Genomic DNA, 23,277 nt, shown 5'->3' on the forward strand with positions numbered 1-23,277 from the left:
GTTTGCAATTGCATATTGGATATTTTCTTAAATTGATTATTGAATATTCTTTGCTCTGCTTTCAAAACATAGTATACACGTTTCACTAAACGATGAGAAGGCATTCTGGGTACATTTATACAATTTGTTCTGCATAAAATGAAAACGCTTACTGGAAAAGCGCAACTAAATGTTAATTAAAACGAAGACCTCACATCTTTGTGAGGTCAAACGTTTACTTTTTCTTTAAACCTAGTTGAATAAGATGTTCAATCATTTGTTCATAAGAATAACCAACTTCTTTGGCAGCATCAGGATATAAACTAGTAGGTGTCATGCCTGGCAAAGTGTTAACTTCTAGAAAAACGGGTTCTGTTCCATCTTTAGGAACGATATAATCTACCCTTGAATAGGTTTCGCACCCGAGTAGCTCATGAGCAATGACAGACTGACATTGGATCATTTCAGTAAAATCCTGAGAAATGCGAGCTGGTACAATATGCTCACTACCACCTTCAGCATATTTTGACTCATAATCATAGTATGCATTTTTAGGAACAATTTCTACTACAGGTAATGATTGGACATTTCCCTTTTCTCCCATTACCGCAACAGTTACCTCTGTTCCTGAAATAAACTCCTCAAGTATAACTGTATTATCAAAGCGAAATGCTTCTTCTATTCCTCTATGAAGCTCTTCTTCATTTTGAGCAATGGTTAACCCTATAGTGGATCCTTCACTGTTCGGTTTAACGACAACTGGAAAACCAAATGGCAAATCAATAGAATGATTATCATCCGATTTATATAATACAAGATCTTTAGCAAGTCTTATACCTGAGTCCTTGAGAACCTTTTTACTCTTCGCTTTATCCATCGCAACTGCTGATCCGAGGACGCCTGATCCTACGTAAGGAATTTGAAGCATATCAAGTAGTCCTTGAATGCGTCCATCCTCTCCATATTTTCCATGAAGGCCAATAAACACTATATCAACATCTAGCTCCATGACCTCACCTAATCGTTCAGGATGAAAATCTATACCGATCACTTCATGACCATTTTCTTTAAGAGCTTTTACGATTCCTTTACCACTGGATAGCGACACTTCTCTTTCAGCAGATGTGCCTCCATAAAGTACTCCTATTTTCATTATCTATACCTCCTGGGCTGCATTTATGTAAGTCATTATATTCGATTGTTTAAGGTGTGGAACTTACCAAAACTTCTCTCATCATACCATGTTTTTGATTAGAGATGTTACCTCTTTACCCATCTCCAAATAATATTATTGGCAAAGAGTAATTAACCTTCGTTATACTAGCACTAGTCTTACTATGAAAGGAAATGTCCTATGTCTAGAACAATTATGTTTGTATTCGCACACCCTGATGACGAATCATTTACATCAGGTGGCACATTACTAGAATTAGCAAAACAAAAAGATACAAAAACGGTGCTTTATAGTGCCACTCCTGGAGATGCCGGAAAATGCGGTGAACCACCTCTTTGTACTCCTGAAAACCTAGCATCCATCAGAAGAAAAGAATTAGAGACAGCTGCTAAATTACTTCGTATTGATCATCTAGTTATTGATGACTTCAAAGACGGTAAGTTAAATGAATTACCTTCTGGAGTTCTAAAAAATGAAGTACTTAAACAAATTCAATTTGTTAAACCCGAAGTAGTCGTTACATTCCCACCACATGGACTATCTGGCCATTCTGACCATAAAGCCATTCAACAAGCTACCCTAGAAGCAGTACAAGATTCTTCATCTGGTGTTAAAGAACTATATTATACAACTTTCCCTCAATCACTAGCTAATAAAACTGGGAATCCCGCCTTCTCCGATCCTGATGAGACGATTTCGCTGGTTAAATCATTCTCGCAAGATCATATGAATAAGGTAAAAGAAGCGCTTCTAGCGCACAAAACACAGCACTTATCTGTAGAACGTGTTTTCCCAACAATAATTCAAGATACAGCGTTTATGAAGTTTAATAATAAAGAGTACTTTATTCGAGCATGGCAGCACCCACAATACAATTCAGACCCACTTCTCACATAACGAACAAAACCTCCCAATTGGGAGGTTTTTTATTTAAAATACTTATTTAACTGTTCTATTGCAGTTGAGTCCATCAAAGTTTTTCCATACTCAATTACTCTGTAGCTTGTTATTGTAGATGGATTCCCATATTCGGCAAGAAGCGCAATGAGTGAATCTAATTCATATTCTGCAAATTCTTCTTCATCGAATTTCAAATAGAAATGATTTTGGAACGAGTAAAGAGTGCCTCCATATATCCCAACGTTAATTAACATTTTGGATAATCCGATTACATCCTCTAATGAAGAAAATTCATAAAACACTTCATCGCTTTCATCAAGAGTGACCTGCATTTCGATATAATCTTCGCTGTAGTCGTCTTCAAAGTCATTCTCATTTGAGCCTTTCGTCACAATAACCACCATTCCCTGTGCAGGCAGTGAGAATACCTCTACAGCGATAGGACCATCTACTTTGAAACCGAGCTCGTCATCAGCTTCCATAATCATTTCACGAAAAAGCCTGTGAACTTTTGGTACGTCCTGCCAGAGCTCTTCTTTCGTAATTCCCCGTTCGTTTAAATCGTCATAAGTTAGAAAAATCTTTATTTTGTCGTAAGTTAAACGTTCAAGACGCATCTAATTCCCCCCTACCGTCTGTCACCCGCAAATCCTTTATTCATACTATATGTGATTATGCAGAGTTGGTTCTTGGTTGACATTATTGTTCTAGTGTACACCGATTAGGGAAGCGTAGACAAGTCAGGACACCTGTCCATTAATACGTTAATTTCTGAAGCTTATCTTTAATCCATAAATCCCACTCATATTTTGAATTCCCTACACAAAACGAGTCATAAGCCTGTCTTTTTTCATTATCAATATGTGTAATAGCATGTCCTCCTAGCCCAACTGTCAACTCAGGGAACCTTTGATCAAGTGTGTCAACGAAGTCCAGGCACCTAGGAAGATTTTTCGAAAGTGTACAGGATAGGAATAGAATTTTAGGATCCGTATCCTCGACAATTACTTCAATATCCGATTCAGGAATACTTGACCCTAAGTAGATAACTTCAAATCCCTTTCTTCTTAAGTAGAGCGTAAAGATTAACAACCCTAATTCATGATACTCCCCAGGCGAACAAACTGCCATTACTTTTGGAAGATAGCCATCTACAGGAAGCGTATGAAAGATCATTCCTATTCTCGAGCGTAAAAAAGCACTTGTAAAATGCTCATGAGCAATAGTGATTTTCCCTTCTTCCCATAAATCTCCAATTCGCACGAGAAGCTTTGCAAGAATATCGTGAACTACTTTATCAATGCTAAATATAGAAAAGGCTTGATTCAACAATTCCTGTGCTTTGCTTTCATCAAAGGCAAGAAGTGCTTCAAGAATTTCATCAGCGAGCAAATTTGCTCGATCTTGTCCCATACTCAGATCCATACTTTGTGAATCAGCGGATGCATTACCGCTTTCAAGCAACTCAACTGCTTGACTTATTGTAAATCCCTGGTCTGTTTTTTGAACAAGCCATTTCAGGATAGCCATATGTTCTTCTGAATAGAGACGATGACCAGCTTCATTACGAATAGGAGAAATAATATTATAACGCCTTTCCCATGCCCTTAAGGTCCCCGGTTGTATACCAAGTTTTTTCGAGACCGCTTTAATATTATATTTACCTTCAGACATAGTCATCTTCCCCTCTAGTACTATCTTTATCACACCTAGTATAAAGGGTGAATGATGTTTGTGTAAACTTTGTATAAGTATTTAATCAAAACAATTGAATTTATTTCCTTTTTAATATAAAAATATGTGATTCAGCAGGAGCCATTAGTCTTAGTGGTAATGTTGTTGTTCCAAAACCATTACTAATGACCACCGTCGTACCATTGACTTCCTTGATGCCACCCTTTTCACGAATTCCCCAACCAAACAAACGAATTTGTCCTCCATGTGTGTGCCCAGAAAGAATCAGTTGGATCTTATTATTTTCCGGAAGATCATATTGGATATCTGGATTATGACTAATGAGAATTTTGGTATGTTCATGTGCTGCACCTAGTGCTTGCTCAAGGGAAGCATTCTCTGTAGACAAGTCATCAATCCCTAGAAAGTTAATCGATTCGTTGTTTTTTACGATTTTAGCAGCATCGTTTTTTAAGATCTTTATATGATGATCAATAAGAATTTTTTTAAGTGTTTCTGGATTCTCTTCATAATCATTGTTACCCCAAACAAAATAACAGGGAGCAAGTTTACTTAACTGCTCCAGATTTTCATTCACTTTCTCAAATGATACTCCCTTCTCCATCACGTCTCCACCAATAACCACCGCATCAATGTTGTTATACACCTTACTTAGAATGCGGTTAGAAATCAATCGGTTGTGCAAATCAGATATAAAAAAGATGCGATAGGATTCGAAACTTGCTGGCAAATCCTTTATTTGAAGTTCCTGTGTAACAACTCTATTGAGGTGGGCTTCAATCCACATGTAGCTTAGCAGCAATAGACCAGCTACAATCAATCCTATTAAATAAATCATGCTTCATTGCTCCTTCTGAATCTTTTTATCGCTTTCGCAGCACTTACATTTGCTGAAAGTCCACCATACATAAGAGCCATAACAAGGGAGGATAGAGATATCCACTTATTATCTTGAAACAATATCCAGTATACTCCAGTTAGTATACTAACCTCAATTATGAAAGTTCTAAGATAATCACTGTTCTGAAGAGAGAATGATATAAAACCTTCAACGTGATCTCTTATGATTCTTGCTACAAAAAGAAAACCTACCAAGAAACAAATAGCTCCTAATCCATACCGAGCACTATTCAACATTACATCTGTAAACGTCATGCTATTTAAATTCAAGTTACTTTCTGCAAGATAGAGGAAGCAAAAGACTCCTACTAATCTAAATAGACGAATCATCATATGCAAAACCTCCCACTCTAACGTATGTAAGAGTAGGAGGTTTTATGGGTAAGATGTGATTAAACTTCTTTAATATCCAATACTTTAAAGCCATTCTGTTCTAGCTTAACGATAAATTGATCCAGGTTTTCACTTTTTTCAATTTTCATGACTATTCTTCTAACATTCTGATTTGTTTCATCAAAGGTTGAAAGCGAAATAATGTTCTCATGAAAGTTCTTTGCGATTTTAGCAAGCCTTGCAATTCTTCCTTCTGTTTCAGAAGAGGCAAATGCAATTCGTATTCCTGGTTTACGCATTCCAAAAGCACTTTGAAATTGATCAAGAATATCAGACCTTGTAATGATCCCAATAAAATTCTGGTTATCATCAACAACAGCAATGAGTGGCGCGTTTTTGGCAAGCAAGAGTGTTGTTTCAAACACAGCCTCTTGATCTACAGTAACATCTTTTTGGTAAGCAATCTCTCCGGCACTTGTTTCATTTAGAAACTTATCTTTATCAGTTATATCACTTTTAAAATAGGCTTTATAAATACGATTAAAGGTAACGATACCTACATATTTATTTCCTTTAATTACTGGAACACCATCAATCTCTCGCTCTTTAAGTAGTTCGAGTGTTTCATTTAACTTTGTGTCATCATTCACATAAACCGTTTCTCTAATTGTTTTCATTGCACTACGTACATACACAACTATCACCTCTTTGTAATATCACTACACTTAATTAATACCACAATTTAAGAATAATATCCTTCCAATATCTAAATTAACTAAAAATCGGGCTAACATTTCCGTAAATTGGGCTTTTTAATTTCTTGAAGATTCAGTCTTTTTACTGTAAGATAAAAGTATAACCAGACCGAATGGGACGGATACCAAATAAACGGAGATGATGGATCAATGATTAATAAACTAAAAACAAAATCATTGTTGGGAAATGAAGATCTAGACTTTAATCGCCGTCTTGGCATGCCCGTTGAAGTATTCTGCCCTAAACTTAAAGATACCGTTGCTTTTGGTAAAATTGAAATGTTTGTAGAGGATGAGCTGTCAATCAATGGTAACTGCTTCCAAATTGAACAGTACTTGTTCTTTGGGTGTCCTGAGCAACGTTAACAGCTATTTATAATATAGATTAACGTCATGGATTTCTTTCATGTATTTAAAAACATCATGTCTATTCTGCCATTGAATCTGACCTTCAAAAAGCTCATCGCTTCGATCCAATACCTCTAATCTAAGAGATTCAAATTCATCCTCTGCTTTTTTGCTTTTTTTTGTAAACTTCCTTAACTGATAAAATGCCACGATACTCATTGTAATCGATATTAAGAGAAACGGCGTGGTTGTGGGAGAAACCGTCCGTACAAATAGCGCCGTACTCTTTTCAAGCTCGTACAAAAATAAAGCTCCAATGATAAGCACAAAAAACGTTAGAACATATCCATAGAAAAGAGACTTCGCTTTAAAGTGTGTTTCATCATTTTTCCTTTCCACTAATTCTTGCAACAATACGATCGTCACGTTAGATTGAGGCTGCGGAAGATTCCACTGTTTGAATGCATCCACTTCGCTCCCCCCTTTACTGAGACTAGTCTATGCATCTCAGGCTTCAGATAATACTGAGGATAATGTGATAAACATGATAAATTTAAGCGAAGTACGAATAGAGAAGGAATATTGAAACCATTCCAATAAAAAGCAGTGCAAGAACACGGATTAATGTTAGCGATGGTAACTCGCTTTCCTTTTTTCCATTTCTAGCTCGCTTTTTTTTGTTTTCTTTATTCCTATGATAGTCTTTCCTGGATGGTAATGGACTTTCGTTCTTCATATAACTCACCTTTCATGATGTGATCAAGAATGTGCTTTTTGTTTGATGAGGATTCCCATTGTAGAATCAATTAGAAAATGAGCTGTAATGGTTACTAGAACATTATCCGTCAATTCAAACAATATTCCCAAGCTGAAACTAACCCCCACAACTAATGTAAATAACACAGGTTTAGCTAGATACCTGACGTGAATAATAGCAAATAAACCACTCGCTATGTAAAGACCCAAATGAGTTTGGATAACACCGCGAAACATTAACTCTTCGCTAAATGAAATGATAAATGATAGGAACAATATATGTGGTACAGAAAGATTGGAGAATATTCTCTCGTTAATTCCCCCATCATCAAGTTTGTCTTCTGGCAATACCTTCATTAGGAATTGATCAATTAGAATAATAAGTAATGCCAGCCCACCTCCTAGAAAGATGATATCAATTAAATTAATTTCTACTAATTCATCTATAAACCAAATTTCAGAAAATAGAATGGCACCAATCACACATGACAGGATGAGAAGGATTCCCTGTGTTAAATAAACATTGATGAGCAATTCACGATCCGAAAGGTTTTTTACTAATTCAGCCTGTCGGTTTCTCACCACGATCCTCCTTATTTACTACAAGTAACCTTTTCAGTTCTTGCTTCCAATTGGTTATTTGATTTCTTTGTTGATACGTCCTTTTATCATTTTTAAAATAGTTGCTTAAGGATAAACCACAATAATCGCAACAATCTTCTACAGTGACTGGTGATTCGTGAAATATAGTAAGCAATCCATTCCTTCTGCACTGAATTTCTTCTAACCAGCTTTTAAACCTTGTCCACTTCAATAGCTTTTCTTTTCTTCTGTTTTCAGCTTCTGCCGAAATAATTTCAACAGCATTAGTCAATTGAAAAGGCTGGATGATTTCATTATTTAGAAAGTGGTGAACTTCTAATTTATGAACAATAAGACGCCAAGCAGTCTCAGATAAGCCAAACGGTACTTCCTGGCTCTCATACTGCTTTACTGATAACCGTTCTCCAGTACGCTTAGAAAGGTCGCTTAACACCTCTATAATTTGTGCTCGATTCGGAAGTTCACTGTCAATAAAAGATAACGGAAGAAATTCATCTTCTTCTGTATAAAGATGAATTGCAATGGCTTTCTCTTGATCTCTTCCGGCACGACCTATTTCTTGCAGATAACTTTCAATCGTAGAGGGAGGATGAAAATGAATCACATACCGAATATTACTTTTGTTTATCCCCATTCCAAATGCATTTGTCGAGCACACAATCGATAGTTCATCATTTAAAAACTGCTGCTGTATGAGTAAACGATCTTCTTGATTAAGCCCTGCATGATACGAAGCCACGCTTGCAATTCCCGCTTCCTCTAACTCCCTGGCTATTTTGTCTGCCCAATTCCTGCTAGAAAAATAAATGATTCCTGGTCCTTCAAGCTGTACTGCGTATTGATGCAACGCTTTAACTTTATCTACTAGCGAACTATGTTTTTCAAGCTTTATCGCGATGTTTGGTCGATCAACACTATGAACATGATAGGCAGGCGTATTCATTTGCAATTGCTTAACGATATCTTGACGAACATCCCTTGCTGCTGTTGCTGTCAATGCAAGTAGAGGTGGATGCCCTATCTGTTCTCTTAATGGTCCAAGTTTCAAGTAATCTGTTCTAAAGTCATGACCCCATTGAGAAACACAATGAGCCTCATCTACAACCATTAAACGAAACGAGAGTTGTTTCAGTGCACCCTGAACAATTTTATTTTGAATAATTTCTGGTGAAGCATAAATAAAAGAATATCTCGACAATTGCCTTAGTATACTCCTTCTTTTATTAAAATCAAGAAAACTATTTAAAGCAACTACTCGCTTCTCTCCGTGTGTTTTTAATTGTTGAACCTGATCTTCCATTAAGGACACAAGAGGGGAAACAATTAACACTGGAGATGCTCCTGCATAAGCTGGTATTTGATAGCATAGCGACTTCCCTGCACCTGTTGGTAGCATAGCAAAGACATCTTTACCCTCTAATACATCTTCAATAATTTCTTCCTGGCCTTCTCTGAATTGCTGATATCCGAAGTGTTTATATAAAACGTCTGCTAGATTCATTAAACCCCTTCTTTGCATAGTGTTAATCTAATTTGAAAATATGGATACTCGTGATCTAGATGTTCCTTAATTGTTTTTAAACGTTGACTCTGTGTCTCCTGGCTAGCTGCAATAATCGATTGTTGTGCTTGCCTTGAAACAAAAGGATCAATTGAAAAGTCCGGTACATTGATGGCTATTTCCACTATATGATCTTCAATCGTGCTTTTCTTTAATTGTCGCTTGTTAACAATTTGATCCATTGTTAAACCTTTCTGTAGCAGTGAATAAGTTTGCCTTGTAGAAGACGTTAATGGCATTTCACCGTACTCATCTGCCGCTAGAGAAGTAAGCAGGGGATAATCACTACTATTTTGAACGAAAGTAAGACAAGCATGTATAATGCTGTAAAACTTAATTGTTGCTTCTTCTAAAGTAAACCTAAACTCGGATGCAGTTTGTTGTAAAGTAAGTCCAGTTCTCTCAACACCACTAAGCCGATGAACGAACAAAGTGGCAAGTTGACTAGGAAGCTTTTCAAGGATATATGTTACCTCTTTGTAAAGATCTGCTGCTATCTTTACTCTTTCCTCCGAACGAGTAGGAAAATGCTTTCTAACCCAATCTTGAGTCAATTCATCTTTCATGACGGGATAGAAATTCATATTGTTATGAACAGAATAAGAAAGACTCTGCACGTATAAACTAAGGCGCTGCCAAAATTGATCCGCAATGTGATGATACTTCCATCCGTTCAAATACATTGGAAATGGATCGGTATCTAAGAAAATTTGAAGTGTACCATTTCCATATGATGTAGTCACATAACGGTCTGAATCTGTGTGCTCAAGTGATCCAGCATTCACCAGATGCACTGTTGCCTCCTTGAGCTGTTCTCTGTTCAGTTGCTTAAGCATTCCAAACAAAAACGATACATCGTAAAGCCTGGCATCTTGGATCGTTTGTGAAGACTTCTTTCCCTTTAAGAGGTGGTACACCGCTGATAAAGAGCGCTCACCTTTATACCGATTAAGAACAAATAATACCACACCATCTAAATATTCCATGATAAGACCACCCTGTCACTAACTCTCCTCTCATTGTATCAAATTTTATGCTGTGTTTACTTAAATTAAAATCGGGTAACAACCAATTAGGCACTCAGAAAAGTATTTGACTATTGAAAAGTCAAGAAATCACCTTTACAATAAAGTTATTAATAACTTTCATTTACGTATAAAAGATTGATGAAAGGCATATAGAAGTATTGAATAGGAGGTTAAATCATGGCTAAGTATACTATTGTAGATAAAGACACATGTATTGCTTGTGGTGCTTGTGGCGCTGCTGCACCAGACATTTACGATTATGACGACGAAGGTATCGCGTTTGTAACCCTCGACGATAACGAAGGTATTGTCGAAATTCCTGAAGTACTTCATGAAGATATGATGGATGCATTTGAAGGTTGCCCTACTGACTCAATCAAAATTGCTGACGAGTCTTTCGACGGTGACGCATTAAAATTCGAATAGTAATGTTTTTCAATTCCCCGGTTATGCAGCCGGGGAATTTCTTTTTTCCAAATTGGTTTCATTTAAATTCTAATTGAAATTGACACTTTAGTGCTTTCATGATAAAAAGGATAGTATTAAGTTTTCTAATAAATTAGAAGAGATAGAAAAAAGGAGTGGAGAAGTTGGCTTATGTTCTTGTTACAGATGGTATTCAGGAAGATGGATTGCAACCTTTACTAAATGAAAGTACGATTCAGTGTGATATTGGCTCATTGAAAGAATTTAGCGATCGTCTAAATCAATATGAGGCACTTTTAGTTAGAAGTGCAACGAAAGTAACGGCCGAAGTTCTCAATCAGATGCCAAATTTAAAGATTGTAGCTAGAGCAGGTGTTGGTGTTGATAACATCGATCTTGAAGCTGCAACTAAACGAGGTGTCATTGTTGTTAACGCTCCTGACGGTAATACAATCTCTACAACTGAACATACTTTCGCTATGATGGCGTCTCTTGTTCGCAATATCCCACAGGGAACATCTTCTTTAAAGAGCGGAAAATGGATGCGCAAGCACTATGTTGGTACAGAACTACACGGTAAAACACTCGGAATCGTAGGTATGGGAAGAATTGGTACTGAGCTTTCACGAAGAGCTAGAGCTTTTGGAATGAGTGTTGTGGTATTTGATCCATTTTTGACAAATGATCGAGCTCAAAAACTTGATGTTGAATCCGTGGAATTTGATCATTTACTCGATGTTGCCGATATTATTACGGTTCACACACCTCTTACAGATAAAACTCGAGGCCTATTAAACGAAGAAACGATTGCAAAAACAAAAAAAGGCGTCTTTCTAATCAATTGCGCTAGAGGCGGAATTATTGATGAGCAAGCGTTGATCCCTTTCCTCGAATCCGGACATATTGGCGGTGTAGCACTTGATGTATTTGAAGCAGAACCGCCTGAACATGACCATCCTCTTCTTGGCTACGATCAGGTCATTGTAACACCACACCTCGGTGCTTCTACAAAAGAGGCACAGCTTAACGTGGCTGCTCAAGTAGCTGATGAAGTCTTATATTTCCTTCAAGATAAACCGATTAGGAACGCCATTAATCTTCCAGGCTTCTCGAAAGAAGAGTATGAGAAGATCAAACCTTATTATGAACTCACTCGTAAAATGGGAAGGATTCTTTCACAGTGTATGAAGTCAGCAGTTAATCTCGTTGATGTAAGCTACGCTGGTAAATTAACGGAGCTTGATACAGCCATTTTGACAAGAAACCTCATGGCCTCTTTTCTTAAATCAAGATTAGATACAACAGTTAATGAAGTGAATGCTCCTTCTATCGCAAAAGAGCGAGGTATAACCTATGGAGAAAAGCATAGCTCCGAAACGCATGGTTATTCGAACCTCATTTCAGTGACGGTTAAGGGTGATAAAGAAGCTTTTTCACTACAAGGTACTTATATAAAAGAATATGGAGATCGGATTACCCAATTAAACGGATTTGATATTGACTTCCACCCTCAGGGACATTTGCTATATATTCAGCATAACGACAGACCAGGTGTTATCGGTAATGTTGGGAAGGTATTAGGAGAGCACGACATTAATATCGCTACGATGCAAGTTGGAAGAAAAACAGCTGGTGGAGAAGCAATTATGATGCTCTCATTTGATAGTGAACTTCCAAAAAATATTGAAGAGACACTTGAATCTGTTCAAGATATTGTAAAAGTTGAACAAATTGGTGGAGTGTAGAAATGAAAAAAGAACAAGAGCGGAATAGCTCTTGTTCTTTTTTCTATGTCTCTTTTCGTAGACATTGTTGCTATAAAAGTAGTGGGTGACTTCCACTCCCGGATGCTCGCTTTCCGCGGGGCGAGCATCCTTCCGCTCCAATCAACTAAGTGTGGTTCTTTCTACAAAACTTCTTTCAAAAGCAACAATCTTATTGAAAAGAGCCTTTTCTATAGAGGAATCGATTTACGTTCCCCTTTTTGAAATGTCATTAATTTAGAGTATCCAACAGATTTCGCTAGATCCACAGCTTTGTCATAATCCGCCCCTACATCTCCTGGAACATGAGCGTCTGATGAAAGAACAATTGGAATATCTTTTTCGTAACACATTTTAAGAAGATCTGGGTCAGGATATAATTCGCCTACTGGCTTTCTTAATCCTGCAGTACTAATTTCTACACATGTTTTTGAATTAGATAGTGCATTTGTTGCACGGTCATACTGTTCTAAAAGAAAATCTCGATTGTCGGGCTTATACTTAAAGATTTTAACAAGATCAAGGTGCCCAACGATATCAAATAAATTCGATTCGGCAAGTGTAACCACTTGATCAAAATACTTTCGGTAAACAGTATGAATATCCCTCTCGTCCCATAAATGACGATATTCAGCTAAATCAATGCCAAAATCCTCTACCCAATGGATCGAACCGATGACGTAATCAAACTTATAATTGGAAATAAAGTCTCTCATTTCTGCGTGTTTACCAGGTGTATAATCCATTTCAATCGACATTTTAACGTCCATGCCTTGATCTTCCGCTTGTTGAAAGAGTTTGACATACTCATCCATGTTATACCATCGTCGCTGATTCACCCATGGGTTACTTAAAATGTTTTCAGTCTCATAGAAATGATAGGCATGTTCAGAGATACCAAAGTGGCTAACGTTTTTCCGTTTAGCTTCCTCAACAAACTGTGATAAATAATCTAGTGTGAGTGTTCCTTTTTCTAAATGATTATGATAATCGGTATACAAAATGTCAGCTCCTTTATCGAACTAGTTTGACAGTTTCCACTACTATTGTATCGCATAAATTGAACTTTAACATGCTACTTCCCTTACTTTATTCATCTTCAATGTAGGAATATAGTAAAGAAGCTCCTAAGTTACACTCAGGAGCTAAACTACCTACTCGACAATTTTCAACATATAACGGGTGGTGCCTGTCACTCGTCGGTTTGATCAGGAATAAAGAAAGTGAAAACGGTGCCCTCTCCGTTTTTGCTGTGTACTGATATATGGCCCCGATGAGATTCCACAATATTTCTTGCAATTGCAAGGCCAAGACCAGTTCCGGATCTTCCTCTTGTCCTAGCTTTATCAGCTTTATAGAACCGTTCAAATACAAATGGTAGATCATCCTCTGGAATGCCAGATCCTGTATCTTTCACATTGAACTGTACACCTTTTTCAAGTGATGTAATAAGTAAGCTTACTTCACCGTCATTCGGTGTATGCCTTACTGCATTATCCAATAAATTGGTAAGAACTTGTTCAATTCGATCAGGATCAATCATTAACATTCGTTCAGGATTGGATAAGTGAAATTTCAACTCGACTTCTCTATCTCGTGCAAGACCTGAGAATTTCCTTACTATTCTCTGACCAAAATCTTGAAGATGGATGTTACTATAATGCAGTTCGTTGTGTCCTGCTTCCATTCTAGCAAGGTCAAGTAACTCATTCACAAGTCTACCCATCCGCAATGATTCGTCATAAATTATCTGAGCAACTTCTTTCTTTTCCTCATCACTACTTGCGATATCATCTACAATCGCTTCACTATAGCCTTGAAGCATAGCAATTGGGGTTCTTAGCTCATGCGATACATTCGCTATGAAATCCTTCCTTAGCTTATCGAGACGTCTTTCCTCTGTCATATCACGAAAGACAGCTACAGCTCCACGAATAGCCGATTGGTTGTAAAGCGGGGTCATTACTACAACCCAGCTTCTACCCTGTAACTCGACCTCAGTAAGCTGTTCGCGTTCTAGCATGACAACAAGGCTAAATAACTCATTAATGTCCTCAGGGATTTCAGTCCCCGGTTGTTCGTCCATACCTTGCTCGTAATACCACGCTTTCAGAAATCGTTCAGCAGGTGGATTAGTGCTAAGTATTGCCCCTGTTTTATCAAAGGTAATGACACCATCAGCCATACTGCTTAAAATACTAGCAAGCTGCTCTTTTTCTTGATTTAGTGCTGTTACATAGTTGTTCAGCTGACGGCCCATCCGATTAAACGCTATAGATAACTCACCAATTTCATCGTGAGTTACCATCGGCACTTTTGTATCGAATTTCCCTTTTGCAACTTGCGTAGCAGCTTCTCTCATCTTTAAGAGTGGTGCCGTGATACGAGTTGATAAGAAGAATGCAAAGATTGTAGTTAAAACAATCGCAATCCCTGCTGCTATGTAAATTAAATTACGTGCCTGTCCTGTTGTTTTCGCAATTACATCAAGAGATTGGTATAGAAATACTGCTCCATGATCTTCTCCATCTATTTGCATAGGGACACCAACAACTAGAAGTTCATTAGATGATGTCGCTTCAGTTCTCGTTTCAAAGTTACCTTGTTTGACAACCGTTTCTCCATTAGTAAATACATCCTTTAGAACAGGATCCTCTTTAAAGGCGTCTAATGAAATTCGAGGAAGCCCGTGCGCATTAGGGGAATACCACAGGCCCTCATTAGCCTCTTCATTTTTAATGATCATCACTCTAGTGGGATAAAAGTCAGTAATCTCCCATGCGGTATCAAGTGCTTGATCGCGATCATCGTATCGTTCAATAACTGACGCTACTTTATTTGCAAGTCGTTCCATTTGCTCTGCTTCTTTCTCAACATGAAAATCTTCAAAAAACTGAAGCAAGAGGATGGTTAAAATCGAAAGCACAAATGCGACAAGTAAAATAATTGTAAGCCAGAGCTTCCCAACCACACTTCTCCAGATCATTACTCTTTTACTGCCTCGAACTTATAGCCAACTCCCCATACAGTCGAGATCATAGAGGCAGCATTAGGTGATACCTTATTTAATTTTTCTCTAAGACGCTTAACATGGGTATCTACCGTGCGAAGATCCCCAAAAAACTCGTAGTTCCAGACATCTTTAAGAAGTTCCTCACGAGAAAATACTTTATCAGGTGCTTTCGCAAGATAGTACAGAAGCTCATATTCCTTTGGTGTTAGATTAATAATTTGATCTTCTGCAAGTACCCGGTGTGCATCGTGATCGATGGTTAAGTATGGAAATACAATCACGTTCTTAGTTGTTGTTTCCGTTTGTAGAAATTTGGTAGTTGATGACCTTCTGAGAAGCGCCTTTACTCGAAGTACTACTTCTCTCGGACTAAATGGTTTTGTAATATAATCATCCGCGCCCACTTCAAATCCTTGAACACGATTGGCTTCTTCTCCTTTAGCAGTCAGCATAATAACTGGAGTCGCTTTTTGCTCGCGCATTTGCTGACAAACTTCAATGCCATCCATACCTGGGAGCATTAAATCCAACAAGATGAGATCAAAATCATCTTCTGTTGCTATTTCAAGTGCTTCTTCTCCATTTTCTGCTTCTTCAATCTCATAGTTTTCTCTTTCAAGATACATGCGCAATAACTTTCTAATACGCTCTTCATCATCTACAACTAAAATTCTTGCATCTTTTTCCAAGAAGATTCCCTCCTACAGTAGCTCATGTCTTCTATTCTACCACGTATAAAGCTTTCTAGACCAGTCACGAGGAAACCGTATACACCTATAAATATTAAGAAAACCTCCACGACTCGTGAAGGTTTTCAGTGTTATGCATACGAATGTAGTCCAGAAATCACGAGGTTAACAACCACGAGATTTAACATAATAATAACGAAGCCTACAACAGCAAGCCATGCTGACTTCTCTCCTTGCCATCCTCGTGAAAGACGGAGGTGAAGATATGCTGCATAGAACAAAAAGGTAACAAGTGCCCAAACTTCTTTTGGATCCCATCCCCAGAAACGGGTCCAAGCAGCTTGCGCCCAAATCATAGCGAAAATAAGTGCCCCAAGCGTGAAAACAGGAAATCCGATTGCCACTGCACGATACTGGATTTCATCGACCAATTCTTCATTAACGTTCTTCAATGCAGGTTGAATAGCTGCACCAATTCGTTTGCGTAGTATGAGCCGAATTAATCCATATAGCGCTAGCCCCCCAACAATAGACCAAATTAAGGTATTAAGCTTATGAGCAGCTTTCTCGCCCTTCATCCAGGCTGGAGCCTCAACAAGTGGTCCAAACTCATTCCCGCTAACATAAGTTCCATCTGTTGGTCCAGTTAACGCAGGTAGCGTATATTCAACTGTAACTTGCTGCTCGTTTTGATCAACAAATTGATAAGTTGAAGAGTAACCAGCAGCTTCAAACCCTAACGATAGAATAACGAATGCAACTGTACTAATCAGTGTATACATTACGACTTCTAGCCAAAAAGTAGACTTGCTCGCTTTCTCTTGATTGACCGTACGAACAAGATAGACGAGACCTGCGGCGAAACTAATTGACAGAATGCCTTCTCCTAGAGCTGCAGTCGTTACATGGATTTTAAGCCAGTTACTTTGTAACGCTGGAATCAAAGGCTGAATTTCAGATGGAAATACACTAGCATAAGCAATTACGATGATGGCAACTGGCATTGCAAATAAGCCAATCACATTACTCTTGTAAATTAAATAAATAATCAAGAAGGCAAAAACCATTGCCATCCCGAAAAATGTAGTAAATTCAAAAAGGTTACTTACAGGTGCATGACCTGCAGCAATCCACCTTGTAATAAAATAGCTCAGTTGAAAGAGAAATCCAACTGTGGATAATATAAAGCCCCACATTCCCCACTTTTTTGAGTGGGTAGCTTCATCTGATTTCCTCCATTTCTTACCGAATAATGAAATAGCGAAAACAATGCTTGCTGCAAAATAGATGAAAAAAGCAATATAAAGCAAGTTACTACTAAGTTGAGCCATCTTATCGCGCCTCCCTTCGTGCTAAAAAATCTATTATTTTTGTTCAGATTGATCGAGCGGCATATGAAGACCGGTTTGATCTGTTACACTTTCAAGCTCTCGCTTAAGTCCATACCAATTCTTATTCGTATGACACGCTAGCCAAATTTCATTGTCTTTTCTAAGCACCCAAATACGACGGTGATTCCAGTACATCCCCTGGATAACACCGATCATGAAGATCGCGCCACCAATAGCAAGAATCCATAGCGTATTGTCTTTCCGAACGACAAGACCCGATACATTCTTTGTATCAACATTCTGGAAGGACATCTTGTAATCATTCTCACCAAGAGGTTCTAAGTTCTGTTTGATGGCAACGAATGCCACTTCCCCATCTGGATGTTCAGGAGAAATCATATTGAGAATGAATGCTGGGTTATTCGGAACTTTGGACTTGGTTGTGGGTTCTCCTTTATCGTTGAATTCAAAGTCAGGAAAATAGTCCATTACTTCTACTCGATAACCATCGTTAAGCTCATATTCTTTCTCCGGATTATAAAGGTTAACTGTGAGTTCACCTACTGGCTTATCGGTCTCCTTATTATCCATTGTAAACGTCATGCTTTGAAGCTCATTCAACTTGTAATCAACTTGATAGATTGCATACCCATCAAATTTAAGTGGCTTATTTACTTGAATCGGATGCTCTTTAATTTTTTCAAGTTCAGGATCCGTTCCTGCTATTCGCTCGCCAACTTGTTTGTAAAGCACTGCATCCGTTTGATAGTTTTTGGCAACCGCTTCTTGTCCAGACGCTTCAATAGCATCCTTGAATTTGGCATCGTTATTGTCATATGTTTCGAGAATAAAACCATCGCTTTGTAAATAGTAGGCTTCTTCTGTTCCCTTAATCTTCTCAGTTTCTCCTTCACGTAACCAGAGTACTTCATCAACATACATCCCTGGGAAGAAACGAAGCATTCCACCAATTAGAAATAAAATAAGTCCAATATGGTTAACATAAGGGCCCCATCTTGAAAAACGATTTTTCTCGGCAAACAAATGACCGTCTTCTTCTTTTACATTGTATCGTTTCTTCTGCAAGACTTCTTTGACGGTAGATAATTCAGCTTTGTTATTTACGAGCTCAGTTATACCGAAATATTTCTGACGCTTCATAAAGCTCTCATGTCGAACAACACGCTGTTTTTTAAGTGCACGATAAAGTGGAACAAATCGATCAAGACTTGCAACTATTAATGACAAACCAAGAGCTGCTATTAATAGCATGTACCACCAAGAACCGTATAGATTATGAAATCCAAGATCAAAATAAAGTTGTCCTAGTATTCCGTATTGTTCTTCGTAATAGACAGTGGGATCAGACAGCGGTGGTATGTACATTTCTTGAGGAAAAATCGTTCCTACAGCAGAAGCAACGAGAAGAAGAACAATAATCCATATGCCTACTTTAACAGAAGAAAAGAAATTCCATATTTTATCGATTATAGTCGTTTTATAAGTTTGAGATCTACGAGCACTTCCCTCATATCTCATATTAAGAAGTTTATTAGATTCTGAATCTCCCTGGAGCGGCTTACCACATACTTCGCATATCTCAGTTCCATAAGGGTTAATATGTCCGCATTCACAGGTGATGTTTTTGTCGCTCATTGGAACACCCCGTTACGGTTGGATTTGCTTCATATAGTCATCGATCACTTCTTCAGACAAGCTAGCCTGTGTCTTTCTTATAACTTGACCGTCCTTGTCAATTAAGAATGTAACTGGAATTGGACCAACTCCATAATGATTTGTTACATCATTACTTTTATCGAGAAGTACAGGAAAACTTAGCTTATAGCGATCAACGAAGCTTTCCGCAGTCAATTTAGGCTCTGATACATTAACGGCAAGAATTTCTACGCCTTTGTCTTTATACTCTTTATATTTCTTATCCATTGCAGGCATTTCATCCTTACATGGCTCACAGTAAGTTGCCCAGAAGTTAAGAAACACGCCTTTTCCTCTATAATCTTCAAGCTCTACTTCATTTCCTTCAAGGTCAGTTAAGATAAAGTTAGGGGCTTGATCCCCGGCCTGTACGATTCCGCTTTCATTTGCGAAAAAGTTTGTATAGAACGTATAGCCGACTGCTATAAAGACAATTGCCAATATAACAGTCCGCACGATCAGCCGGTTTTTCTTTTTCATTCGAACCAACTCCAATCAAACAGCAATACTACTCTCACTATAACGTGGTGTTAGGGTGTCAACTTATCGCTTTTTTGACTTTTGTGTGACAGCTTGATTACGTAGCTGTTTAACTTCGTATGGTTTTAACTCTCGATAATCACCAGGATTCATGCCTGATAGCTCAAGAAATCCATAACGTTCTCTTTTTAACTTCTGTACAGGAAAGCCAAGTGTTTCGAACATCCGTCGAACCTGTCGATTTTTACCTTCGTGAATAGTCAGTTCTACAATAGATTTCTCTTTTTGTTTATCAACTGACAAAATTCGCGCACGCGCCTTAGATGTTTTACCATCTTCAAGTTGCACGCCTCTTTCAAGCTTTTGAATGGTTTCTTTGTTCATAAGTCCCTTCACTTTAGCTACATATACTTTATCTACATGGTAGCTTGGGTGCATAAGCTTATTTGCAAAATCACCATCATTTGTTAGAAGAAGGATACCTGATGTATCATAATCAAGTCTTCCCACAGGAAAAACTCTCTCTTCAATTTCATGAAAATAATCTGTAACAGCTTTTCTTCCTTTGTCGTCTTCAACCGCTGAAATGACTCCTGTTGGTTTATAGAACAAGAAGTAAACCGGTTCTTCACGTTCTACCTGAATACCGTTCACCTCGATTTTACAACGATCAGAAACTTTCGTCCCGAGTTCAGTCACGACTTTACCGTTAACTTTAACTCTTCCTTCTTCAATTAATCCTTCTGCTTTCCGTCTAGATGTAACTCCAGCTTGAGCAATTACCTTTTGCAAACGTTCCATCATATTCACCTCACTAAAACATCATACTCTTGTCGTAGTCAAACCTCAAGTACAGATTCATTCTATCATTTATTATGCTCAATCTGGAATTCTACAAACCGTTTGTAAAAATCAAAAAAGCCACCACTTTTTTGCGGTGACTTTTATCCAAAAACAATGGTAACAAAAACGATCGCTGCAATCATTCCTACTAGATCTGCTAACAATCCTACTTTCAAGGCGTTCCCCATTTTCTTGATGCCTACAGCACCAAAATAAACTGTAAGGATATAAAGTGTTGTATCTGTGCTACCTTGCATAGTTGATGCTAATCTTCCTATGAATGAATCAGGTCCATACGTGTTAATAATGTCAGTTGTCATAGCTAAAGCACCTGTACCTGAGATAGGACGAATCAGTGCGAGTGGGACAATTTCTGTCGGTATACCTATTGCGTCAAGTGGCGCTTTAAGTAAACCACTTAAAAAAGCCATAGCTCCAGATGCTCGAAAAACTGAAATAGCTACCATCATGCCTACTAGATAAGGAACGATTGAGAAAGCAATTGAAAGACCTTCTTTTCCACCTTCTACAAACACTTCATAAGTTGGTACTTTCTTCCATGTTCCATAAGCAAGGATAAAGCCGATTAACAAGGGGATAATCCAAATCGAGATGTTCACGATTATATTCCCCCTTTGCTTTTTCTATTAAAAAAGCGATCAATCATTATCGCACCTATTGTTGAACATGCCGTTGCAGCAATAGTAGTACCTACGATTTCTGTAGGTGAAACGGAACCATACTTCATTCGAATTGCGATAACACTCGTAGGTATTAATGTTAAGCTAGATGTGTTGAGTGCTAATAGAGTAATCATTGATCTTGAAGCATGATCTTTCATATCGTTCAGTTTTTTTAATTCCTCCATAGCTTTTATACCCATTGGTGTAGCCGCATTCCCCAGTCCAAACATGTTAGCGATCATATTGGATAGGATATAACCCATTGCAGGATGTTCTGTCGGCACTTCAGGAAAAATTTTCCTAGCAACTGGTTTAAACCAACGCGCCATGACTTCAAGAAGTCCAGCTTTTTGGGCGATCTTCATTAAACCAAGCCAGAAAACAAGAACACTGAGTAGACCAATACAAACAGCAATTGCTTCTTCAGCACCACTAAAAATAGCTTTGTTTACTTCTTCCATTGTCCCATTTACGAACGCAAAGATTATTCCGATAAGAAATAAACCAACCCAGATTATATTAACCATTGAGATCACGTCCGGAATCTAGAGAGAATAGATTTCTAAAGAATCCCCAAAATCCTTTTGGTTTTTTCTCAACACCTTCATAAGTAAGAGGAGCTTTAATTAGGTTTTCGTTATTTAGTGTAATTTTGTATAAACCGATTGGATTTTGAAAAGAATCTGGCTTATCCCAATCACTTTTCTCTGGAGGTTTTGCAAGCTGTATTGTTGACTCAATGCTGTCTTTTTCCTCTTCAGTTAATGGATATAGTAGATCCCTATTTAACTTCACCCTACCCTTGTAAGGCTCCTCCTTCAGATCCTTAAGGACTCCTTTAGATTGCAACAAGGTAAGCTCATAATTCTTATATCCAAAGTTGAACATTGAAATATGATCATTCCAATCGCTCGGAGCATCAAGTGTTACCGCAATCAGATTCATTCCATCACGTTCTGCTGTTGAAACAAGGGTACGTTTCGCTCTCTTTGTATAGCCCGTCTTTCCACCGGTTGAATCTTCATATAAACCTGTTAATAGTTTATTTTTGTTCCGCCACACATAATCCCAGTCTTCTTTCTCGTTGGGAGCTCTATGTACCTTAGTCCCAGATATGACCTGATAAATTTCATTATTCATAGCATACTGAGTTAATAAAGCCATATCATATGCTGTGGAAAGGTGATTCTCATGATCATCAAGTCCATGAGGATTTGCAAAAACAGTACTTGACATCCCAATCTCTTCTGCCTTTTGGTTCATCAGGTTTACAAAACCTTCAAGACTACCTCCAACTGCTTCTGCAATAGCAACTGCTGCATCATTACCAGAACGGAGCATAAGCCCATAAACCAGATTCTCGAGCTTTATTTTTTCGCCTTCTTTTAAATAAAGTGACGATCCTTCTGTTCCTGCAGCCCTTGAACTTACAACAACCATATCATCTAATTTCCCTGACTCAATCGCTAGAATTGCTGTCATAATTTTTGTTATGCTTGCTATCCTTCTTTGTGTATAAGCATCTTTTTCGTAAAGCACTCGTCCGGTTTCTTGTTCCATTAGGATGGCACTTCTAGCTGAGACACCAACACCTTCTCCTGAAGCATTTCGAGGAATCATAAGAAACAGCAGAGCTGCTATCAAAATAAAGACGCCAATTTTTGTATGCAACGATTTGATCATGCCATCCACGTCCCTTAAGCTCCGTATTTGTACAAGTCTATGAGGAGGAGACGCTGGATATGTATATCAATTCTTGGTTGGTTCGGTAAAAACATCTGTATAATTCGTTACTTCTTTTAATGCTTTTTCTTCAGCTGGGATACGAACCTTTAATAGTAATCCAGCATTTAGAAATGTGAAAACAATTGCAGTCCAATACGAAGAAAAGATAAGTGGAAGGGATAGAATTTCCAACGCTACAATCACATAGTTCGGGTGTCGTAAAAAACGATAAGGCCCTTTAGCAACAACGCTTGCTTTAGGCAACACGATAATTTTAGTGTTCCAGAACTTTCCTAAAGACCTAATCGTCCAGACTCTTAGCAACTGAGCTAGCAGAAATATTCCAAGCATTACTGTCCAAATTAATGAAAGAGTGAAACCACGAAGAGCTGTCTCTACCGCAACTGCAAGTAGAAAACCAATGTGCAACATAACGATGTATTTGTAGTGGTCTTCTCCACATTCTATTGCACCACGATCCTTCATCCACTTTTCATTTTTTCTAGCGAGTATGAGTTCACCTACTCTTTGCACTATAAGAAGTACAAACACCGCTGTAAAAAGAACAACCATAAA

Annotated in this window: 25 protein-coding genes; 4 read left to right on the top strand and 21 right to left on the bottom strand. The window is 38.0% G+C overall.

Annotation, left to right across the window (positions count from 1 at the left end; genetic code table 11):
• Positions 1 to 214: 214 nt before the first annotated feature.
• Entirely contained in the window at positions 215 to 1,132 is a 918-nt protein-coding gene (locus tag FBF83_RS11420) for a D-alanine--D-alanine ligase family protein (protein ID WP_136947298.1), read from the bottom strand.
• A 201-nt stretch (positions 1,133 to 1,333) separates the two neighbouring features.
• Here FBF83_RS11420 and FBF83_RS11425 point away from each other — a divergent pair, with 201 nt between their 5' ends.
• Complete coding sequence (locus FBF83_RS11425; RefSeq protein WP_136947299.1) at positions 1,334 to 2,050, top strand: PIG-L deacetylase family protein; 717 nt, start codon at positions 1,334 to 1,336, stop codon at positions 2,048 to 2,050.
• Between the two features lie 29 nt (positions 2,051 to 2,079).
• On the opposite strand, the gene FBF83_RS11430 is transcribed toward FBF83_RS11425, so the two are convergent.
• The 5 genes from FBF83_RS11430 to FBF83_RS11450 form a co-directional block, all read right to left on the bottom strand.
• Complete coding sequence (locus FBF83_RS11430; protein WP_136947300.1) at positions 2,080 to 2,670, bottom strand: genetic competence negative regulator; 591 nt, start codon at positions 2,668 to 2,670, stop codon at positions 2,080 to 2,082.
• A 139-nt stretch (positions 2,671 to 2,809) separates the two neighbouring features.
• The gene (locus FBF83_RS11435; RefSeq protein WP_136947301.1) at positions 2,810 to 3,733 is read right to left on the bottom strand and encodes a MerR family transcriptional regulator; all 924 of its coding nucleotides are present in this window, start codon (positions 3,731 to 3,733) and stop codon (positions 2,810 to 2,812) included.
• 94 nt (positions 3,734 to 3,827) lie between these two features.
• Positions 3,828 to 4,586, bottom strand: a complete 759-nt coding sequence (locus FBF83_RS11440; protein WP_136947302.1) for a metallophosphoesterase — start codon at positions 4,584 to 4,586, stop codon at positions 3,828 to 3,830.
• On the bottom strand, positions 4,583 to 4,981 hold the full coding sequence (locus FBF83_RS11445; RefSeq protein ID WP_136947303.1) for a hypothetical protein: 399 nt from the start codon (positions 4,979 to 4,981) through the stop codon (positions 4,583 to 4,585). The genes FBF83_RS11440 and FBF83_RS11445 overlap by 4 nt, the downstream gene beginning before the upstream one ends.
• A 59-nt stretch (positions 4,982 to 5,040) precedes the next feature.
• Positions 5,041 to 5,676, bottom strand: a complete 636-nt coding sequence (locus FBF83_RS11450; RefSeq protein ID WP_240688078.1) for a CBS domain-containing protein — start codon at positions 5,674 to 5,676, stop codon at positions 5,041 to 5,043.
• Between the two features lie 210 nt (positions 5,677 to 5,886).
• Between FBF83_RS11450 and FBF83_RS11455 the strand changes: the two genes are divergently transcribed.
• Positions 5,887 to 6,102, top strand: a complete 216-nt coding sequence (locus FBF83_RS11455; protein ID WP_048309205.1) for a hypothetical protein — start codon at positions 5,887 to 5,889, stop codon at positions 6,100 to 6,102.
• Positions 6,103 to 6,105: 3 nt separating this feature from the next.
• Here the strand turns inward: FBF83_RS11455 and FBF83_RS11460 are convergent, their stop codons facing one another.
• The 4 genes from FBF83_RS11460 to FBF83_RS11475 all read right to left on the bottom strand — a co-directional run bounded on the left by FBF83_RS11460 (position 6,106) and on the right by FBF83_RS11475 (position 9,990).
• Positions 6,106 to 6,555: a DUF2663 family protein gene (locus FBF83_RS11460; RefSeq protein ID WP_136947304.1), complete on the bottom strand. Its 450-nt coding sequence runs from the start codon at positions 6,553 to 6,555 to the stop codon at positions 6,106 to 6,108.
• 288 nt (positions 6,556 to 6,843) lie between these two features.
• A complete protein-coding gene (locus FBF83_RS11465) occupies positions 6,844 to 7,422 on the bottom strand; it encodes a CPBP family intramembrane glutamic endopeptidase (protein WP_136947305.1) in 579 nt (192 codons plus the stop codon).
• Positions 7,403 to 8,944 carry a RecQ family ATP-dependent DNA helicase gene (locus FBF83_RS11470; protein ID WP_136947306.1) on the bottom strand — a complete coding sequence of 514 codons (1,542 nt, stop codon included), beginning with the start codon at positions 8,942 to 8,944 and terminating at the stop codon, positions 7,403 to 7,405. The genes FBF83_RS11465 and FBF83_RS11470 overlap by 20 nt, the downstream gene beginning before the upstream one ends.
• Positions 8,944 to 9,990 carry a helix-turn-helix domain-containing protein gene (locus tag FBF83_RS11475; RefSeq protein WP_136947307.1) on the bottom strand — a complete coding sequence of 349 codons (1,047 nt, stop codon included), beginning with the start codon at positions 9,988 to 9,990 and terminating at the stop codon, positions 8,944 to 8,946. The genes FBF83_RS11470 and FBF83_RS11475 overlap by 1 nt, the downstream gene beginning before the upstream one ends.
• A 219-nt stretch (positions 9,991 to 10,209) precedes the next feature.
• On the opposite strand from FBF83_RS11475, the gene FBF83_RS11480 reads away from it, so the two are divergent.
• Together FBF83_RS11480 and serA are read left to right on the top strand one after the other, a co-directional pair.
• Positions 10,210 to 10,458, top strand: a complete 249-nt coding sequence (locus FBF83_RS11480; RefSeq protein ID WP_048309199.1) for a ferredoxin — start codon at positions 10,210 to 10,212, stop codon at positions 10,456 to 10,458.
• Positions 10,459 to 10,622: 164 nt separating this feature from the next.
• On the top strand, positions 10,623 to 12,203 hold the full coding sequence (gene serA, locus FBF83_RS11485; RefSeq protein WP_136947308.1) for a phosphoglycerate dehydrogenase: 1,581 nt from the start codon (positions 10,623 to 10,625) through the stop codon (positions 12,201 to 12,203).
• Between the two features lie 209 nt (positions 12,204 to 12,412).
• Here serA and FBF83_RS11490 read toward each other — a convergent pair whose 3' ends face one another.
• The 11 genes from FBF83_RS11490 to FBF83_RS11540 all read right to left on the bottom strand — a co-directional run bounded on the left by FBF83_RS11490 (position 12,413) and on the right by FBF83_RS11540 (position 23,274).
• On the bottom strand, positions 12,413 to 13,222 hold the full coding sequence (locus tag FBF83_RS11490; RefSeq protein ID WP_136947309.1) for a histidinol-phosphatase: 810 nt from the start codon (positions 13,220 to 13,222) through the stop codon (positions 12,413 to 12,415).
• Between the two features lie 191 nt (positions 13,223 to 13,413).
• Positions 13,414 to 15,207 carry an ATP-binding protein gene (locus FBF83_RS11495; RefSeq protein WP_136947310.1) on the bottom strand — a complete coding sequence of 598 codons (1,794 nt, stop codon included), beginning with the start codon at positions 15,205 to 15,207 and terminating at the stop codon, positions 13,414 to 13,416.
• Complete coding sequence (locus FBF83_RS11500) at positions 15,207 to 15,923, bottom strand: response regulator (protein ID WP_136947311.1); 717 nt, start codon at positions 15,921 to 15,923, stop codon at positions 15,207 to 15,209. The genes FBF83_RS11495 and FBF83_RS11500 overlap by 1 nt, the downstream gene beginning before the upstream one ends.
• Before the next feature lie 131 nt (positions 15,924 to 16,054).
• Positions 16,055 to 17,254 (bottom strand): c-type cytochrome biogenesis protein CcsB, encoded by a 1,200-nt coding sequence (gene ccsB, locus FBF83_RS11505; RefSeq protein ID WP_136947312.1) that lies wholly within the window; start codon positions 17,252 to 17,254, stop codon positions 16,055 to 16,057.
• Positions 17,255 to 17,287: 33 nt separating this feature from the next.
• Positions 17,288 to 18,910, bottom strand: a complete 1,623-nt coding sequence (resB, locus tag FBF83_RS11510) for a cytochrome c biogenesis protein ResB (RefSeq protein ID WP_136947313.1) — start codon at positions 18,908 to 18,910, stop codon at positions 17,288 to 17,290.
• Positions 18,911 to 18,922: 12 nt separating this feature from the next.
• On the bottom strand, positions 18,923 to 19,450 hold the full coding sequence (gene resA, locus FBF83_RS11515; protein ID WP_136947314.1) for a thiol-disulfide oxidoreductase ResA: 528 nt from the start codon (positions 19,448 to 19,450) through the stop codon (positions 18,923 to 18,925).
• A 63-nt stretch (positions 19,451 to 19,513) separates the two neighbouring features.
• The gene (locus FBF83_RS11520; RefSeq protein ID WP_136947315.1) at positions 19,514 to 20,251 is read right to left on the bottom strand and encodes a pseudouridine synthase; all 738 of its coding nucleotides are present in this window, start codon (positions 20,249 to 20,251) and stop codon (positions 19,514 to 19,516) included.
• Between the two features lie 143 nt (positions 20,252 to 20,394).
• Positions 20,395 to 20,919: a spore maturation protein gene (locus FBF83_RS11525; RefSeq protein ID WP_136947316.1), complete on the bottom strand. Its 525-nt coding sequence runs from the start codon at positions 20,917 to 20,919 to the stop codon at positions 20,395 to 20,397.
• On the bottom strand, positions 20,916 to 21,503 hold the full coding sequence (locus tag FBF83_RS11530; protein WP_136947317.1) for a nucleoside recognition domain-containing protein: 588 nt from the start codon (positions 21,501 to 21,503) through the stop codon (positions 20,916 to 20,918). Before FBF83_RS11530 ends, FBF83_RS11525 begins: the two co-directional genes overlap by 4 nt.
• Positions 21,496 to 22,659: a D-alanyl-D-alanine carboxypeptidase family protein gene (locus tag FBF83_RS11535; protein WP_136947318.1), complete on the bottom strand. Its 1,164-nt coding sequence runs from the start codon at positions 22,657 to 22,659 to the stop codon at positions 21,496 to 21,498. Before FBF83_RS11535 ends, FBF83_RS11530 begins: the two co-directional genes overlap by 8 nt.
• Before the next feature lie 66 nt (positions 22,660 to 22,725).
• Positions 22,726 to 23,274 (bottom strand): isoprenylcysteine carboxyl methyltransferase family protein, encoded by a 549-nt coding sequence (locus tag FBF83_RS11540; RefSeq protein ID WP_136947319.1) that lies wholly within the window; start codon positions 23,272 to 23,274, stop codon positions 22,726 to 22,728.
• Positions 23,275 to 23,277 lie beyond the last annotated feature (3 nt).

The sequence above is a fragment of the Guptibacillus hwajinpoensis genome, assembly GCF_005144865.1.
Lineage (GTDB): Bacteria > Bacillota > Bacilli > Bacillales > Guptibacillaceae > Guptibacillus > Guptibacillus hwajinpoensis_A.

Bases quoted from the DNA above. Each gene is read 5' to 3' on its own strand.
- FBF83_RS11430 (WP_136947300.1), bottom strand. From the start codon at position 2,670: ATGCGTCTTGAACGTTTAACTTACGACAAAATAAAGATTTTTCTAACT.
- FBF83_RS11445 (WP_136947303.1), bottom strand. From the start codon at position 4,981: ATGATGATTCGTCTATTTAGATTAGTAGGAGTCTTTTGCTTCCTCTAT.
- FBF83_RS11420 (WP_136947298.1), bottom strand. From the start codon at position 1,132: ATGAAAATAGGAGTACTTTATGGAGGCACATCTGCTGAAAGAGAAGTG.
- resB (WP_136947313.1), bottom strand. From the start codon at position 18,910: ATGAGCGACAAAAACATCACCTGTGAATGCGGACATATTAACCCTTAT.
- FBF83_RS11535 (WP_136947318.1), bottom strand. From the start codon at position 22,659: ATGATCAAATCGTTGCATACAAAAATTGGCGTCTTTATTTTGATAGCA.
- FBF83_RS11455 (WP_048309205.1), top strand. From the start codon at position 5,887: ATGATTAATAAACTAAAAACAAAATCATTGTTGGGAAATGAAGATCTA.
- FBF83_RS11440 (WP_136947302.1), bottom strand. From the start codon at position 4,586: ATGATTTATTTAATAGGATTGATTGTAGCTGGTCTATTGCTGCTAAGC.
- FBF83_RS11470 (WP_136947306.1), bottom strand. From the start codon at position 8,944: ATGAATCTAGCAGACGTTTTATATAAACACTTCGGATATCAGCAATTC.
- ccsB (WP_136947312.1), bottom strand. From the start codon at position 17,254: ATGGCTCAACTTAGTAGTAACTTGCTTTATATTGCTTTTTTCATCTAT.
- FBF83_RS11540 (WP_136947319.1), bottom strand. From the start codon at position 23,274: ATGGTTGTTCTTTTTACAGCGGTGTTTGTACTTCTTATAGTGCAAAGA.
- FBF83_RS11495 (WP_136947310.1), bottom strand. From the start codon at position 15,207: ATGATCTGGAGAAGTGTGGTTGGGAAGCTCTGGCTTACAATTATTTTA.
- FBF83_RS11475 (WP_136947307.1), bottom strand. From the start codon at position 9,990: ATGGAATATTTAGATGGTGTGGTATTATTTGTTCTTAATCGGTATAAA.
- FBF83_RS11520 (WP_136947315.1), bottom strand. From the start codon at position 20,251: ATGGAACGTTTGCAAAAGGTAATTGCTCAAGCTGGAGTTACATCTAGA.
- resA (WP_136947314.1), bottom strand. From the start codon at position 19,450: ATGAAAAAGAAAAACCGGCTGATCGTGCGGACTGTTATATTGGCAATT.
- FBF83_RS11530 (WP_136947317.1), bottom strand. From the start codon at position 21,503: ATGGTTAATATAATCTGGGTTGGTTTATTTCTTATCGGAATAATCTTT.
- FBF83_RS11480 (WP_048309199.1), top strand. From the start codon at position 10,210: ATGGCTAAGTATACTATTGTAGATAAAGACACATGTATTGCTTGTGGT.
- FBF83_RS11435 (WP_136947301.1), bottom strand. From the start codon at position 3,733: ATGACTATGTCTGAAGGTAAATATAATATTAAAGCGGTCTCGAAAAAA.
- FBF83_RS11425 (WP_136947299.1), top strand. From the start codon at position 1,334: ATGTCTAGAACAATTATGTTTGTATTCGCACACCCTGATGACGAATCA.